Annotated in this window: 12 protein-coding genes; 4 read left to right on the forward strand and 8 right to left on the reverse strand. The window is 62.8% G+C overall.

Annotation, left to right across the window (positions count from 1 at the left end):
* Positions 1-13 precede the first annotated feature (13 nt).
* Together IGS61_RS22550 and xsc (IGS61_RS22555) are read right to left on the reverse strand one after the other, a co-directional pair.
* Positions 14-421: a nuclear transport factor 2 family protein gene (locus tag IGS61_RS22550; protein ID WP_230541661.1), complete on the reverse strand. Its 408-nt coding sequence runs from the start codon at positions 419-421 to the stop codon at positions 14-16.
* A 196-nt stretch (positions 422-617) separates the two neighbouring features.
* A complete protein-coding gene (gene xsc / locus IGS61_RS22555) occupies positions 618-2,426 on the reverse strand; it encodes a sulfoacetaldehyde acetyltransferase (protein WP_230541836.1) in 1,809 nt (602 codons plus the stop codon).
* 211 nt (positions 2,427-2,637) lie between these two features.
* On the opposite strand from xsc (IGS61_RS22555), the gene IGS61_RS22560 reads away from it, so the two are divergent.
* The 3 genes from IGS61_RS22560 to IGS61_RS22570 are packed head-to-tail and all read left to right on the forward strand — an operon-like array spanning position 2,638 to position 6,228.
* Positions 2,638-3,486: an IclR family transcriptional regulator gene (locus IGS61_RS22560; protein WP_442908089.1), complete on the forward strand. Its 849-nt coding sequence runs from the start codon at positions 2,638-2,640 to the stop codon at positions 3,484-3,486.
* A gap of 40 nt (positions 3,487-3,526) precedes the next feature.
* Positions 3,527-4,501, forward strand: a complete 975-nt coding sequence (locus tag IGS61_RS22565; RefSeq protein WP_230541663.1) for an AAA family ATPase — start codon at positions 3,527-3,529, stop codon at positions 4,499-4,501.
* Positions 4,498-6,228, forward strand: coding sequence for a cobaltochelatase CobT-related protein (locus IGS61_RS22570; RefSeq protein WP_230541664.1), 1,731 nt, complete (start codon positions 4,498-4,500; stop codon positions 6,226-6,228). The genes IGS61_RS22565 and IGS61_RS22570 overlap by 4 nt, the downstream gene beginning before the upstream one ends.
* A 4-nt stretch (positions 6,229-6,232) precedes the next feature.
* On the opposite strand, the gene IGS61_RS22575 is transcribed toward IGS61_RS22570, so the two are convergent.
* Together IGS61_RS22575 and IGS61_RS22580 are read right to left on the reverse strand one after the other, a co-directional pair.
* Positions 6,233-7,375 (reverse strand): AAA family ATPase, encoded by a 1,143-nt coding sequence (locus IGS61_RS22575; RefSeq protein ID WP_442908090.1) that lies wholly within the window; start codon positions 7,373-7,375, stop codon positions 6,233-6,235.
* Entirely contained in the window at positions 7,372-8,259 is an 888-nt protein-coding gene (locus tag IGS61_RS22580; protein WP_230541665.1) for an RNA ligase family protein, read from the reverse strand. The genes IGS61_RS22575 and IGS61_RS22580 overlap by 4 nt, the downstream gene beginning before the upstream one ends.
* Positions 8,260-8,684: 425 nt before the next feature.
* Here IGS61_RS22580 and IGS61_RS22585 point away from each other — a divergent pair, with 425 nt between their 5' ends.
* Positions 8,685-10,082 (forward strand): RtcB family protein, encoded by a 1,398-nt coding sequence (locus tag IGS61_RS22585; protein WP_230541666.1) that lies wholly within the window; start codon positions 8,685-8,687, stop codon positions 10,080-10,082.
* On the opposite strand, the gene IGS61_RS22590 is transcribed toward IGS61_RS22585, so the two are convergent.
* From IGS61_RS22590 to IGS61_RS22605, 4 genes are all read right to left on the reverse strand, one after another.
* A complete protein-coding gene (locus IGS61_RS22590; protein WP_230541838.1) occupies positions 10,079-10,825 on the reverse strand; it encodes a sulfite exporter TauE/SafE family protein in 747 nt (248 codons plus the stop codon). The two genes, IGS61_RS22585 and IGS61_RS22590, sit on opposite strands and share 4 nt — an antisense overlap.
* A 16-nt stretch (positions 10,826-10,841) precedes the next feature.
* Complete coding sequence (gene pta / locus IGS61_RS22595) at positions 10,842-11,843, reverse strand: phosphate acetyltransferase (RefSeq protein WP_230541667.1); 1,002 nt, start codon at positions 11,841-11,843, stop codon at positions 10,842-10,844.
* Between the two features lie 112 nt (positions 11,844-11,955).
* Positions 11,956-13,770: a sulfoacetaldehyde acetyltransferase gene (gene xsc, locus IGS61_RS22600; RefSeq protein ID WP_230541668.1), complete on the reverse strand. Its 1,815-nt coding sequence runs from the start codon at positions 13,768-13,770 to the stop codon at positions 11,956-11,958.
* A 225-nt stretch (positions 13,771-13,995) separates the two neighbouring features.
* On the reverse strand, positions 13,996-15,006 hold the full coding sequence (locus IGS61_RS22605) for a porin (protein ID WP_230541669.1): 1,011 nt from the start codon (positions 15,004-15,006) through the stop codon (positions 13,996-13,998).
* Positions 15,007-15,074 lie beyond the last annotated feature (68 nt).

A 15,074-nucleotide genomic window follows, 5' to 3' on the forward strand; every position in this document is an offset into this window, starting at 1 on the left:
TGAACGTACTGGCTCAAGCTTTGACGACGGGTGGGCGATCCTTGCGGAAGGCGTTCTTCACGGCAATCTTGCCGTCGCGGAAGGTGAAGATGTCGACCATGCGCGCCTCGATGCGCGTGCCATCCGCCTTGGTGCCGGCAAAGGTCGACTCCGTCACGCCGCGCTGGCCGCTGACGAAGTGCACGGGGTTGAGCCAGGCGGCGTCGGGAAAGGTTTGCCAGGCCAGCTCGAAACCGGCGCGCACGGCGTCGCGGCCGATAAAACTCTTGCCCAGCAAGTCAGGACCGGCGACGGCGTGGAATTCGCAGTCGTCAGCCATGGCGGCCATCAGGGCCTCGATATCGTGGCGGTTCCAGGCATCGCCGAACGCTTGCAGGAAGTCGATGGTGACGGCGTCGGTGTGCGGTACAGGGTGGTTCATGGTGGTCTCCGTAAATCGTTTTTGATACGCTACGTTCCGTTTTTTGTCTTTTATTGAATTTAAGCCTTAAGCATGGCCTTGTCAAATCAAATAATCCAAAAAACGGGACGCCTTGTATTCTTTAATGAAATTATGATGTTTTCGTGACAATCTGTGAGAATTTGGTCACAGGCCAGATCCTCACAGGGCCGCTGACTTAAACATAGTCTTTATATTTGTCCAGGTGACGAATCGGTTTGCTCAGCGCATCGCGGCGGAACGGGTCGCCCAGCTCGCGCGTGCACATGATTTCAATGATGGTGGTCTTGCCTTCATTCATCTGCATATCGATCGCCTTCTTCAGGGCAGGCCCCACGTCTTCCAGCTTGTCGACCGTGATGCCTTCGGCGCCCATGGCGCGCGCAATTTCCGCGAAGCTCTGGTTGTCGAGCTCGCCGGCAACGAAGCGGCGGTTGTAGAAATCGACCTGGTTCTTCTTTTCCGCGCCCCACTGGCGGTTGTGGAACACCACGGCCGTCACGGGAATGTTGTGGCGCACGCAGGTCATCGTTTCCATCAGGCTCATGCCCCAGGCGCCGTCGCCCGCATACGACACGGCCGGACGGTGCGGCGCGGCAACTTTCGCGCCGATGATGGTCGGGAACGCATAGCCGCAGTTGCCAAAGCTCATCGCCGCAAAGAAGCTGCGCGGCTTCTCGAAGCGCAGGTAGCTGTTCGCCACCGAGTTGATGTTGCCGATGTCGGTCGACACCATCACGTCTTCCGGCATGGCTTTTTCCAGCTCGCGCAGCACCTGGCGCGGGTGCAGGTAGTTGCCCGGCTCCTTCTTTTGCTCTTCGATCATGTCCAGGCTGTACGCATCCTTTTCGTGCGTCCAGTTGGTCAATTCCTCTTCCCACGCGGCCTTTTCCGCTTGCACGGTGGCATAGCGTTCCTCGCGCGTGGCGTCGCAGTCGAGCTGCTTGCCGTCCAGGCGGGCAAGAATCGCCTTGGCGGCCGCCTTGGCGTCGCCGCAGATGCCGACCGAAATCTTTTTGACCAGGCCCAGCATCTTGTTGTCCGCATCGATCTGGATGATCTTGGCGTTCTTCGGCCAGTAATCCATGCCGTGCTGCGGCAGGGTGCCGAACGGGCCCAGACGCGAACCGAGGGCGACGACGACGTCGGCCTGGGCGATCAGTTTCATGGCCGCCTTGGAACCCTGGTAGCCGAGCGGACCGCACCACAGCGGGTGGCTGGCGGGGAAGGAGTCGTTGTGCAGATAGCTGTTCACCACTGGCGCGCCCAGGCGCTCGGCCAGCGCCTTGCATTCCTCGATCGCCTCGCCCATGACGACGCCGCCGCCCGAGATGATCACGGGGAACTTGGCCTTGGCCAAGAGCTCGGCCGCATCGTTCAGGCTTTGCTCGCCGCCGGCGCCGCGGTCCAGGCGGTTCGGTTTCGGGATCTCGGCCTTGATTTCGCCATAAAAATAGTCGCGCGGGATGTTCAATTGCGTCGGACCCATTTCCGACATGGCGCGGTCGAAGCAGCGGCCCGTGAACTCCGCCATGCGGGCGGGATTCGTGACGTGGCCTTGATATTTCGTAAATTCCTCGAACATCGGCAACTGGTTCGCTTCCTGGAAGCCGCCCAGGCCCATACTCATCGTGCCCGTTTCCGGCGTGATGATGACGACGGGCGTGTGCGCCCAGTAGGCGGCGGCGATGGCCGTGACGCAATTGCTGATGCCGGGGCCGTTCTGGCCGATGACGACGCCATGGCGGCCCGAGACGCGGGCATAGCCGTCGGCCATGTGGCCGGCGCCCTGCTCGTGCACGACGGGGATCAGGCGGATGCCGGCGGGCGCAAAAATGTCCATCGGGTCCATGAAGGCCGAGCCCATGATGCCGAACATGTCGGTCACGCCATTGGCGGCCAGGGTTTCCACGAACGCTTCGGAAGGCGTCATCTTTTGCGGGCCGGTGGGGATGGCCGCTGCGGCGGCGGCTTTTTGCTCGGTCATGTCATTCATGGGTGTCTCCTGGTCTGTAGTGATGAACTTAAGCTAAATTATCAAAAAACGGTATATTTTGTTCCGAAATTTGATATACAATTCAATTTAAGCGTTCGGCAATCAAAAGTCAAACAGAATTTCGAGGAAACGGTACAATTTGAGTTCGAAAATGAAATAAGCTGATGTAACACTCAGATACCCAACCGAGGCCACCATGGACATGATTTCATCCCCAAAACTTGAGCCGGAAAAACTGGAAGGCGACACGCCCACGATGCGTTTGTTTGCCTTGCTGGAAGTGATTGCCGAAAAAGATCAACTGCTGTCGCTGCAAGCGCTGGTGGAAGAAACGGGGCTGCCGAAACCCACCCTGCACCGCATGCTGCAACAGCTGGAAAGCGTGGGCGTGCTGCAGCGCGAGAGCGACGGCCGCCACTACAGCACGGGCGTGCGCCTGCGCCGCCTGGCGTCGAACCTCTTGATTAACAACACTTTCCATGGCGCCCGCCGCATGGTCTTGCGCCAGCTGGTCGAGGAAGTGGGCGAAAGCTGCAACCTGACGGCCTTCAGCGGCAGCGAAGTGGTGTACCTGGACCGGGTGGAAACGGCGGCCCCGCTGCGCTTCTACCTGCATCCCGGTTCACGCGTGCCGGCCCACTGCTCGTCGAGCGGCAAGCTGTTCCTGGCGCAGATGACGCCCGTGCAGCGGCGCCGCCTGCTGGGCCACATGGAATTGACGCGCTTTACGGACAAGACGGAAACGGACCCCGCCAAGCTGGAACGCGAACTGGAACTGGTGCGCCGCAACGGCTACGCGCTGGACGACGAAGAATTCCTGCCCGGCCTGCTGTGCGTGGCCGTGCTGGTGCCGAACCCGAATGGCCGTTCGAACCTGGCCGTGGCGATCCAGGCGCCCATCATCCGTTTGACGCACGACAAGGCTTTACATTTCTTGCCAGCATTGCAACGCGCCGCGCAAGCCCTGGCCGCCATCGAATCGGAAACCATGCCGACGACGGGCGGGGACGACGACGCATTGCAATCAAGTAACTCCGCAGCTCACACATAACCGCCGTAGCGCCCATGCTGCGGTTTCACAGGAGAACAAGGTGCCAGATTCACGCCAACACCCCCCCGCCGCCGCAGCGCAAACCTTGCAGTCCGTGCGCAGCCTGTTCAACATCGACAGCGACCTGCTCGTGCCCGTCTTCACGGAACGCGACCCGCACGTGCCCGACATCGATCCCGCCTACCGCTTCAACAAGGACGTGACCCTGGCGATTCTGGCCGGCTTCACGCACAACCGCCGCGTGATGGTGCAGGGCTTGCACGGCACGGGCAAGTCCACGCACATCGAGCAAGTGGCGGCGCGCCTGAACTGGCCCTGCGTGCGCGTCAACCTGGACGGCCACATCAGCCGCCTGGACCTGGTGGGCAAGGATGCCATCGTGCTGCGCGAACAGCAGCAGGTGACGGAATTCCAGGAAGGCATCGTGCCCTGGTCCTTGCAACGCCCTGTGGCCCTGATCTTCGATGAATACGACGCGGGCCGCCCCGACGTGATGTTCGTCATCCAGCGCATTCTGGAACGCGACGGCAAGTTTACTTTGCTCGACCAGAACCGGGTCATCACGCCGCATCCCCACTTCCGTTTGTTCGCCACCTCGAACACGGTGGGCCTGGGCAACCTGAACGGCATGTACCACGGCACGCAAGTGCTCAATCACGCGCAGATCGACCGCTGGAACATCGTTGCCACCCTGAACTATTTGCCGCAGGACGAAGAAACGGACATCGTGCTGGCGCGAGTTCCCGCCATGAACGACGCGGCGGGCCGCCAGCTGGCAAGCAGCATGGTGGCCGTGGCCAGCCTGACGCGCCACGGCTATGCGGCGGGCGACCTGGCGTGCCTGATGTCGCCGCGCACGGTGATTACCTGGGCGGAGAATTGCCAGATCTTCCGCGACCCGGCCCTCGCCTTCCGCCTGTCCTTCCTCAACAAATGCGACGAGGCCGAGCGGCCCATGGTGGCCGAGTATTACCAGCGCTGTTTCAATGAGGAATTGCTGGCGAGCCAGGCATGAGCGCCGAAGTCACTGCTCCCGCCGCCTACACGCGCGAACAGCAGGAAACGGACGAGCTGTGCGCGGGCGCCATCCGCGCACTGAGCGGACAGGCGGCGATCCGCTACCGCGGACGGCGCCTGCACGACGGCCACCGTCCCCTGCCCATCCACGCCGCCCATCTGCAGCCCGATGCGGCGCTGCAGGATTTGCCGTCGCTGCGCGGCGCGGCCGACAGCGTGGCCCTGCGTTTGCTGCACACGGATGCGGCCCTGCACAAGTCGCTGTGCCCGCCCGAGCCCGTGGCGCGGCTCGTCTTCGAGCTGCTGGAACAGTTAAGGGTGGAAACGCTTGCGCCAGATCAACATGCGGGCGTCATCGCCAACCTGCGCCACCGTTTTACTGCCTGGTCGCACGCGTTCTACGATTCCGGCCTGGCCGAGGGCGCTTCCGGCTTGCTCTTGTATACGGTATTCCAGATGTGCTGGTCGCGCCTGACGGCCCGGCCCGTGCTGGAAAAGACGGAAGATTTCATCGAGGCGACGCGCTGGTCCGTTTCCTCGCAACTGAGCGGCGACCTGGCGGGCTTGCGCCGCCACCGCGCCGACCAGGCCGCCTTTGCCCGCCATGCGCTGGCCATCGCCCATGCCGTCGATGCCATGCTGAAAGAGGCACAAGCGGCGCGCGACGGCAGCCAGGACGAGGCCGGCGACGCGAAAGCGCAGGCGGCGTTCAAGCTGCTGCTCGATTTCGACAGCGATAACGACCACCTGCCCGACGCGGCGCCCTTGGGCGACAGCCGCGCGTTCAGCGATGGCGACGGCGGCTACAAGATTTACTGCACGGCATATGACCGCGAAGACAGGGCGGGCGAACTCGTGCGCCGCGCCCTGCTGCTCGACTACCGCGAACGCATGGATGCGCGCATCGCCAGCCTCGGCATCAACACGGCCCGCCTGGCCCGGCGCTTCACGCAATTGCTGGCCGTGCCCGAGCGCGACGGCTGGTCGTTCGGCGAGGAAGAGGGTTATATCGACGGCCGGCGCCTGGCCCAGCTGATCAGCTCACCTTCCGAACGCAGGCTGTTTCGCAAGGAACAATTTTTGCCGCAGGCCGATTGCCTGGTCACTTTTCTTGTCGATTGCTCCGGCTCCATGAAGACGCATGCGGAATCCGTGGCCGTGCTGCTGGACATATTGCTGCGCGCGCTGGACCAGGCCGGCATCACGACGGAATTGCTGGGCTTTACGACGGGCGCGTGGAATGGGGGCCGCGTCAAACGCGACTGGATGCGCGCCCGCTCGCCCGCCCATCCGGGCCGCTTGAACGAACTCGTGCACATGGTGTTCAAGGATGGCGGCACGAACTGGCGCCGCGCGCGGCCCGACATCGCAGCCCTGCTGAAGGCGGACCTGTACCGCGAAGGCGTCGATGGCGAAGCCGTGGACTGGGCGTGCAGCCGCATGCTGGCGCGGCCCGAGCGGCGGCGCATCCTGCTCGTCGTGTCAGACGGTTGTCCGATGGATACGGCCACGAATCTGGCCAACGACGAGTTTTATCTGGCGCAACATTTAAAGCAAGTGGTGGCGCGCCGCGAAGCACAGGGCGCCGTGGAAATTTGCGGGCTGGGCCTGGGCCTGGACCTGGGCGCCTACTACAGCCGCAGCCTGGCCACCACCCTGCCCGCCTCGCTGAACAATGAGCTGTTCAGCGAGATCGCGCAATTGCTGGGTGGCTTGAGGCGATAGGGCTTCAGGCCACTTCGTAGCGCACCGTGTGCGCCTCCATCGGCAGCGGGATTTCCCAGTTCCACAGCATCGCTTGCAACTTCTTGTTGCTGAGCGAGGTGTCGCGCTGGCCGTTGCGCCTGAGTAATTCCTTGCGCGGCTGCTCCAGGTACACGAGCTCCACCTGCGCATGGTATTTGTACAGCAGGTTGAGCGTCTTTTCACGCATCAGTTTGGACAGATGCGTGGCGTTCCACACGAACGGTTCGCCCTTGCGCAGCAGTTCCCGCGCCCGCTCTTCCGCATAGTCGCCCACCTGCCCCTCGTTCTTGCCGTGCTTCAAACCCAAGGCCGTCCGCGCATCGTCAAACGACACGACGGGCAAGCGCGGATGGTGCTTGTCCACCCACGTATTCTTGCCGGAAGCGGGCAAGCCCGACATGACGATCACGCGCGAACCCGGCTCCTGGAACAGCGAGTAATCGGGATGCGCCTCGGCGCCGCGAAAATATTTCACGCGCGTGTGATCGTCGACAAAGACCCTGCGCTGGCCATAGCAGCCTTCCTCGCGCGCCAGTTCGCGGAACAGCTCGATCGCGTCGAGAATGCGCTGCGGATCGGGGCAGATGCGGCCGCGGATATCGGCCTCGGCCAGCATGGCCAGCAGGCGGATATCGACTTGCCACGACAGTTCGCGCACGGTAAATTCCGGCGTGACGCCGCGCCGAGATTGTTCCAGCGCAAAGAACGGCACTTGATGTACGTTAATCAGGCGGCAGATTTCCTCGCGCGCGGCAAACGGCACGTCATAGTCCCACAGGGCGATGCGCGCATCGAGCGCGCCCTTGCGCGAGTGGCCCGGCTGGCCGATGGCGCCCGTCACCGGGTCGATCACCGTGGTGCTGCACTTGGCCACGTCGTGCAGCAAGGCGGCCAGGAACACGATTTCCTGCTGCGCCCGCGTGGCTTGCTGATATTCAGGCATGCCCAGCAGGGACTCCACCACCATCATCGTATGCGTCCACACATCGCCTTCCGCGTGGTAGACGGGGTTTTGCGGCGTCGTCTTCGCCAGTTCCAGTTGCGGGAAGGCGGCCAGGCAAGCGTTGAAATCGGGCGACCGGCCCGCTTGCGGCACCAGTTGCTGCAGGGTTTTCCAGTTCATCATTTTGTACTCCTTGAGAATGCTGCCAGTTCGTCGAGCGAGCTGCAGGTGTGTAAACCCAGGCTTTCCCACGTGACGAGCGGCTGCGGCGCGTACAGGTCGACGCCGTCCGCCAGCTGGTTCGGGATCAATGGCCGCGTGCTGTGGTGCGAGCCGCTGTCAAGGATGGTTTGCGTAAAGTCATGCCGCACCAGCTTGTAGCGGGCCAGCACTTGCTCGTCGTCTTCCACTTTCAGGTACAGGCCTTCCGCGTGGTCGGATTTGTCCGTCTGCTTCCAGCACAGGTCCAGCGGCAGGCGTTCGCGCGCCACCACGTTTTCAAAGGCGTCGCGCCACAACCGGGACTTGGCCAGCGAATGGCGCAGCAGCTGCCACAGCTGTTTCGGCGACGCGGGCATCAGGCCCGCATACAGCACAGGAACGGACAGCACGGGCGAGCCGGCCAGCATGGCGTGGCGGCGCGCCGTCGACAAAAACATCTGGCTGCGGCGGCAATACACGTCGAACTCGTTGAAATAATGGGGCAGCCGGTCGTAAAACACGGAATGCTTGCTGTAAGACCATTCGCCAAACAGCACAAATTGATCTTCAAGCATATGCAGCAAGGCGTGCTCATGCGCATGCGCCCACGGTTTCAAGAGGTTGAACTGGCGTTCGCTGCCGCCGCCCGCCAGGTAATGGCCGCGCGACTGCAGCAGCACCTCGCCCGCATCGCTGAACGACACGGCGGAGTTGGCGCCATCGATTTTTTCCTCGATGACGACGTACCGGCCGGCCAGCTTTTTCAGGGGCATCTGGTCGGAACCGTCGTCGCCGTCCTGCAGGCGCGAGCCTTCCAGGTGCGGCGTGCGCGGGTATTTAAATAAGGGCAAAGATTGTAAAAACATAGCGTCCCACGCCGCGTTCACCGGGGCGTGTCCATACAGGGTCAGGGGTGCTGACGACGTGTTCGGGCGTGGACGATCAGGACGGTGGTCCTGGATACGTGTGCGGAAAGAGCAAAAACAGTGCCGCAGCAATCGGGGGCGTCAACGCGCCGAACGATGCTGCAGAGAGCATTTCGTCAGCGTTAGCAGGTGATGGCGAAGAAGCGAGGCACTTTTGGCTCCAATAAGGAAGAGGTTCGAGAAAGAACCGCGAATATAAAGGCTGTTTGATTATTTTGCAAGTGGCTCATCCTATCGTGCGCATCCCTGGCTTTGCAATCCCCGTAAAATTTGCTAAGCTGGCGGCACTTCCTGTCGCTGCTGCGTGGAAAACAAACATGGCCCTTGCAAAAGGGCCGTGCATTCGTTATTTCCGGAGCAGAATCGTGTTTCCCATATCCAGATTACAAAAAGCCCTGCGCCGCCAGGGCATCGCCGTCGCCTATGCCGACGGCATTTATACGCTCAGCAATCCGCACGCCCAGGCGTCCGTGCTGCTGCCCCACAACTTTCCCCTCGAGGAAAAAGCCGTGCGCCAGCTGATGGAGTTTGCCGCCGTCGCCGTGCCGGGCCAGGATGGCCATGTGTGCAAGGCGTGCGCCACGCCCGACTTCCATCCGGGCAGCATCGCGCCCGTCGGCAGCATCGTCGCCACCAGCCCCGACATGGTGATCCCCGCCATCCCCGGCACGGACATCGCCTGCGGCATGCGCCTGATCACGACGGGCTTGACCCTGGCGCAGTTCGAAGCACGCAAGCCGCAGTTATTGAGCAAGCTCAAGCATGTGCTGCTGGAAGACGGCCGCAACGTGCCGCTGCGCTCGAAGGCGTTTGCCGCCCTGTTCGACGTGGGGCCGGAAGCGTTCATCGACAGCCTGCATGGCGATGGCTTGTGGCCCCGCGTCGACAAGCAGCGTTTGCTGCGCGAGCTCGACGCTTGCATCGCCCTGCGCGAACTGGGCGGCGGCTTGCGCCATGCACCCGAAGCGCTGGTCGGCACGCGCGAAGTGATACGCGACCCCAGCCTGGGCATGACGGGATCGGGCAACCATTTCGTGGAAATCCAGCTGGTCGATACGGTCATGGACCGCCACGCCGCGTACCGGCACGGGCTGGTGCCCGGCGAAGTGGTCGTCATGATCCACAGCGGTAGCCGCGACGTGGGTTTTTTTGTCGGCAGCCGCTGGATGGACCGCGCCAGGGAGGCGTGGCCGGCAGGCGTGCGCCACCCGCAGTCGGGCCTGTACGGCTTGACGGGCGAGCTGGCCGGCGAATACATGGACGCCATGGGCGTGGCCTCGCGCTACGCCTGGGTCAACCGCATGGTGCTGGCCGAACTGGTGCGCGACAGCCTGGCGCAAGTGTTTGCGCAGGATCAATCGCGCCTGGTGGTGGACGTGCCGCACAACGTTATCCTGCGCGAGCACGGCATGAACATCCACCGCAAGGGTGCCACGCCGGCGCGCTCAGGCGACCTGGCGCTGATCCCCGGCTCCATGGGCGATTATTCTTACGTGGCAACGGGGATGGGCAATCCCGACTGGCTGTGGTCGTGCTCGCACGGCGCGGGGCGCAGCATCCGCAGGCAAGCCATGCGCGCCATCCGGCCCACGGTGGGCGGCGACGAGATGGCGTTCCAGTGCGTGACCCTGCGCGAAGAACGCCGCGTCGAGGAAGCGCCGATGGCGTATAAAAAGATCGGTCCCGTCATCGCCGCGCAGGAGGAAGCGGGCTTGCTGCAATCGGTGGCGCGCTTGAAACCTTTATTGACGTTCAAGGCCTAGTGCAGCAATTGCGGCACGGCCGCCGCCATCAGCGAAAAGCCGATGGCCGTCAGCACGGCAAATGCGATGCGGCGCATGCCGCGCTGGGCGATCGGTGGCGGGTAGCGCTTGCCGGCCATGGTGGCCAGCACGCCGACAGGCAGGGCTAGCATGCACAAAAGTAACACTTTCGCATCGAGCTGGCCCTGGCTGCCCGCCATCAGCGAACGTCCGCCCGCGCTGATGGCGAACAGGAAGATCAGGCTGTAGCGGATGGTTTTTAAACTCATTTCCTGGCGGTAGAACTGGTACACGAGGGGCGGGCCCGCCAGCGAAAACAGGCCAGAAAACAGGCCGCCGCACACGCCGCTGATGAAAAAGCTGCGCTTGTCCGCCGCGCCCGGTCCCGGTGGCGCCTGCAGCAAAATGCTGACGCCGCCATACACGATGGCCGCGCCCAATAACAGTTTCAGGACGGGCGCATACGCCTGGTCCAGATATCCCAACAGCAACACACCGGCCGCCATGGCCGGCAGCAAGCCGATGCTGGCCGCGCGGATGGCGCGCCAGTCCAGGTGGTGCAAGGCGCCAGGCAATGCCACGAGGCAATTGGCCAGCGACAACAAACTGACGAGGGCCGCCAGCGCGGGCACGGGCGCCAGGCCCAGTCCGCTGGCCACGCCCATGACGATCATGCCCAGGCCAAAGCCCGTGACGGTCTGGAAATACGTGCCGGCCGCCACCACGCCCAGCAGCGCCAGCATGGGCAGGCTGAACAATTCAGCGTCCACCCTGGGCCTGCACGGCCGTCACGGCAATCACGTTGTACACGTCAATCGCGCTGCAGCCGCGCGACAAATCGTTGGCCGGCTTGTTCAAGCCTTGCAGCAAGGGGCCGATGGCGACGGCGCCGCCCATGCGCTCGGCCAGCTTGTAGCCGATATTGCCCGCGTCCAGGTTCGGGAACACCAGCACGTTGGCGCGGCCGTTGACGACGGAATCCTTGACTTTTCTCTGCGAAATCTCGGCCACGATGGCCGCGTCGAGCTGCACGTCGCCATCAATGGCCAGCAGCGGACGCTGGGCCTTGACCCGGTCCGTGGCCGCATGCACCTTGTCGACGGCCGCATGGTGGGCGCTGCCGCTGGTGGAAAACGACAGCATGGCGACCCGCGGCTCTTCCATCAGCAAGGCTTGCGCGCTGTCGGCGGCGGCCATGGCGATGTCCGCCAGCTCCTCGGCCTTCGGGTCGACCACCAGGGCGCAGTCGGAAAAGATGAAACCGCCCTTCAGGCTGTGAAACGGTTCGCACAGCATCATCAGGAAAAAGCTCGACACGAGCTTGAAGGCCGGATCGACGCCGATGATCTGGATGGCGCTGCGCACCACGTCGGCCGTCGTGTGCACGGCCCCCGCCACGCAGCCGTCGGCGTCGCCCAGGCGCACCATCAGGTTGGCGTAGCACAACGGGTCTTGCACGGCGATCCTCGCCTGCTCCACCGTCATGCCCTTGGCTTGACGCAGCACAAACAATTGCTGGGCATAGTGTTCCGACTCCTCGGACGTTGCCGGGTCGACCAGGCGCACGGCATCGAGGTCCAGCCCGTGCTCGTGCGCCAGGGCAAGGATGGCGGCCGGCTTGCCGACGAGGGTGATGTGCGCCAGCCCTTCGGCGGCGGCCCGCGCGGCCGCCTGCAGCACGCGCACGTCGCCGCCCTCGCACAAGACGATGTTTTTCGGCACGGCACGGGCTTGTTCGATGATGCGGTGCAGGGCTTTCATGGCGACTCCAATTCGGTAAAAAAAGTGCCGGAACCATGGAAGCATGAAGCAATGGCTCCGGCACATAAAACCCGGCGCAATGCCGGGGTCATACAAGGATCGGGCTGACTGATTACACGTAGTCTTTGTACTTGTCGAGGTGACGGATCGGTTTGCTCAGCGCATCGCGGCGGAACGGGTCGCCCAGCTCGCGCGTGCACATGATTTCGATGATGGTCGTCTTGCCTTCATTCATCTGCATGTCGATCGCCTTCTTCAGGGCCGGGCCCACGTCTTCCAGCTTGTCGACCGTGATGCCTTCGGCGCCCATGGCGCGCGCAATCTCCGCAAAGCTCTGGTTGTCGAGCTCGCCGGCAACGAAGCGGCGGTTGTAGAAATCGACCTGGTTCTTCTTTTCCGCGCCCCACTGGCGGTTGTGGAACACCACGGCCGTCACGGGAATGTTGTGGCGCACGCAAGTCATCGTTTCCATCAGGCTCATGCCCCAGGCGCCGTCGCCCGCATACGACACGGCCGGACGGTGCGGCGCGGCAACTTTCGCGCCGATAATCGTCGGAAACGCGTAACCGCAGTTGCCAAAGCTCATCGCCGCAAAGAAGCTGCGCGGCTTTTCGAAGCGCAGGTAACTGTTCGCCACCGAGTTGATGTTGCCGATGTCGGTCGACACCATCACGTCTTCCGGCATGGCTTTTTCCAGCTCGCGCAAGACCTGGCGCGGGTGCAGATAATTGCCTGGCTCTTTCTTTTGCTCTTCGATCATGTCCAGGCTGTACGCATCTTTTTCGTGCGTCCAGTTCGTCAATTCCTCTTCCCACGCGGCCTTTTCCGCTTGCACGGTGGCATAGCGCGCGTCGCGCGTGGCGTCGCAGTCGAGCGTCTTGCCATCCAGGCGGGCAAGAATCGCCTTGGCGGCCGCCTTGGCGTCGCCGCAGATGCCCACCGAAATCTTTTTGACCAGCCCCAGCATCTTGTTGTCGGCGTCGATCTGGATGATCTTGGCATTCTTCGGCCAGTAATCCATGCCGTGCTGCGGCAAGGTGCCGAACGGTCCCAGACGCGAACCGAGGGCGACGACGACGTCGGCCTGGGCGATCAGTTTCATCGCCGCCTTGGAACCCTGGTAGCCGAGCGGACCGCACCACAGCGGGTGGCTGGCGGGAAACGAGTCATTGTGCAGGTAGCTGTTCACCACGGGCGCGCCGAGGCGCTCGGCCAGGGCCTTGCATTCCTCGATCGCTTCGCCCATGACGACGCCGCCGCCCGAGATGATCACGGGGAACTTGGCCTTGGCCAGCAGTTCCGCCGCATCGTTCAGGCTTTGCTCGCCGCCGGCGCCGCGGTCCAGGCGGTTCGGTTTCGGGATCTCGGCCTTGATTTCGCCATAAAAATAGTCGCGCGGGATGTTCAGTTGCGTCGGACCCATTTCCGACATGGCGCGGTCGAAGCAGCGGCCCGTGAATTCCGCCATGCGAGCGGGATTCGTGACGTGGCCTTGATATTTCGTAAATTCCTCGAACATCGGCAACTGGTTCGCTTCCTGGAAGCCGCCCAGGCCCATGCTCATCGTGCCCGTTTCCGGCGTGATGATGACGACGGGCGTGTGCGCCCAGTAGGCGGCGGCAATGGCCGTGACGCAATTGCTGATGCCGGGGCCGTTCTGGCCGATGACGACGCCATGGCGGCCCGAGACGCGGGCATAGCCGTCGGCCATGTGGCCGGCGCCCTGCTCGTGCACGACGGGGATCAAACGGATGCCGGCCGGGGCAAAAATGTCCATCGGGTCCATGAAGGCCGAGCCCATGATGCCGAACATGTCGGTCACGCCATTGGCGGCCAGGGTTTCCACGAACGCTTCGGAAGGCGTCATCTTTTGCGGGCCAACGGGAACGGCAGCGGCGGCGGCTTTTTGGTCGGACAAATCGGTCATGGCTCAGTCTCCTTACGGTTTTATAAAAAATCGGTATATTTTGTTCCGATATTTGAAATACGTGTTCAATTTAACGGTTGCGAAATGCGCTGTCAATGAAAATTCATGAAAAATCGGACTGTTTCATTCCTGAATCCGGAATCTGTGACTTTGCCCCACTCCTGAAACAACAATGGCGGCTTATCCGCAACAGACAAGCCGCCATCGCTACCTGCACTGCCGCGTTTAGAACTTCAGGCGCATGCCGGCCGTGAAGGCGCTCGAGTTATGCCCAGGCAAGGGCACGCTGCCGCCGCTCGAGGCGTCGCCAACGAAGTTGGTGCCCGCGCCATCGTTGCTGATGCGCCCGTACGAGGTGTACAGGTTCGTGCGCTTGGACAAGGCATACGTGTAGCCGATGGCCAGCTGGCGCCCGCCGCGGCGCGCATTCGTGCGGTCATCCTTGCGGATGTACGACGCCATCACGCTGCCGGCCGCGCCCACGGGAGCCGACGCGCCCAGCATGTAGTTGCGGAAATCCGTGCCCGCATCGTCCTTGTCCGTTTCATACGCGGCATGCAGCTTGGCGGGGCCGAAGTCGTAAGTGCCGCCCAGCAAGGTCACTTTCGCCGTGTTCAGCGGCGTATCCTTGCGGTTGTCGTGCGCCAGGGTCAGCACGAGCGGGCCGTTGGCGTAGTCGATGGAAAAGTCGATGGTGCGGCCCAGGGTATTGCTGTCCGGCTTTTCACCGAGGCCATACATGATCGATGCCGACAGGCCCTTGACCTTGGGCGTCTCGTACATGATGGAATTTTTCGTGCGCAGGCTGGCCACGCTCATCAGGTTGATCGAGGCGCCCGTCAGGCCCGTCTCGAAGGGGTCGATATTGTCCAGCGCCGTGAACAGCGGGTTGTGCTGCAAGCCCAGATTCACGGTGCCGAAGTCGCCGGACAGGCCCACGTAGGCCTTGCGCCCGAACAAGGCGCCCTGGCGGTTGGCGCCCGTGTCCACGTCGAGGCCATTTTCCAGCAGGAAATTGGCTTTCAGATTGTTGCCCAGGTCTTCCGTACCCTTGAAGCCGATGCGGCTGCCCGACTGCACGCCGGTGGCCAGCTTGGTGACGGAACCGTCCGCGCCGCCGTGCTCGGACGTCAAGCCCGCGTCGAGCAAGCCGTACACGGTGACGGACGATTGGGCGCTGGCGTTGCCGGCGAAGAAGGAGGCCAGGATGGCTGCCGCTACGAGTGTGTGTTTCATGTCATCTCCAGGTATTGTGGTTTTTATGGGTGCTTCAAACAGAATCAACAACGGTGCTGCAAACTGCG

This window comes from Janthinobacterium sp. FW305-129 (assembly GCF_020858115.1).
Taxonomy (GTDB): Bacteria; Pseudomonadota; Gammaproteobacteria; order Burkholderiales; family Burkholderiaceae_D; genus Janthinobacterium.

Excerpts from the sequence above, each read along its gene's own strand:
- pta (WP_230541667.1), bottom strand. The coding sequence starts at position 11,843 with ATGAAAGCCCTGCACCGCATCATCGAACAAGCCCGTGCCGTGCCGAAA.
- IGS61_RS22575 (WP_442908090.1), bottom strand. The coding sequence starts at position 7,375 with ATGATGAACTGGAAAACCCTGCAGCAACTGGTGCCGCAAGCGGGCCGG.
- IGS61_RS22590 (WP_230541838.1), bottom strand. The coding sequence starts at position 10,825 with ATGCTGGCGCTGCTGGGCGTGGTGGCGGCCGGCACGTATTTCCAGACC.
- xsc (WP_230541836.1), bottom strand. The coding sequence starts at position 2,426 with ATGACCGAGCAAAAAGCCGCCGCCGCAGCGGCCATCCCCACCGGCCCG.
- IGS61_RS22605 (WP_230541669.1), bottom strand. The coding sequence starts at position 15,006 with ATGAAACACACACTCGTAGCGGCAGCCATCCTGGCCTCCTTCTTCGCC.
- IGS61_RS22560 (WP_442908089.1), top strand. The coding sequence starts at position 2,638 with ATGATTTCATCCCCAAAACTTGAGCCGGAAAAACTGGAAGGCGACACG.
- IGS61_RS22580 (WP_230541665.1), bottom strand. The coding sequence starts at position 8,259 with ATGTTTTTACAATCTTTGCCCTTATTTAAATACCCGCGCACGCCGCAC.
- IGS61_RS22570 (WP_230541664.1), top strand. The coding sequence starts at position 4,498 with ATGAGCGCCGAAGTCACTGCTCCCGCCGCCTACACGCGCGAACAGCAG.
- IGS61_RS22550 (WP_230541661.1), bottom strand. The coding sequence starts at position 421 with ATGAACCACCCTGTACCGCACACCGACGCCGTCACCATCGACTTCCTG.
- xsc (WP_230541668.1), bottom strand. The coding sequence starts at position 13,770 with ATGACCGATTTGTCCGACCAAAAAGCCGCCGCCGCTGCCGTTCCCGTT.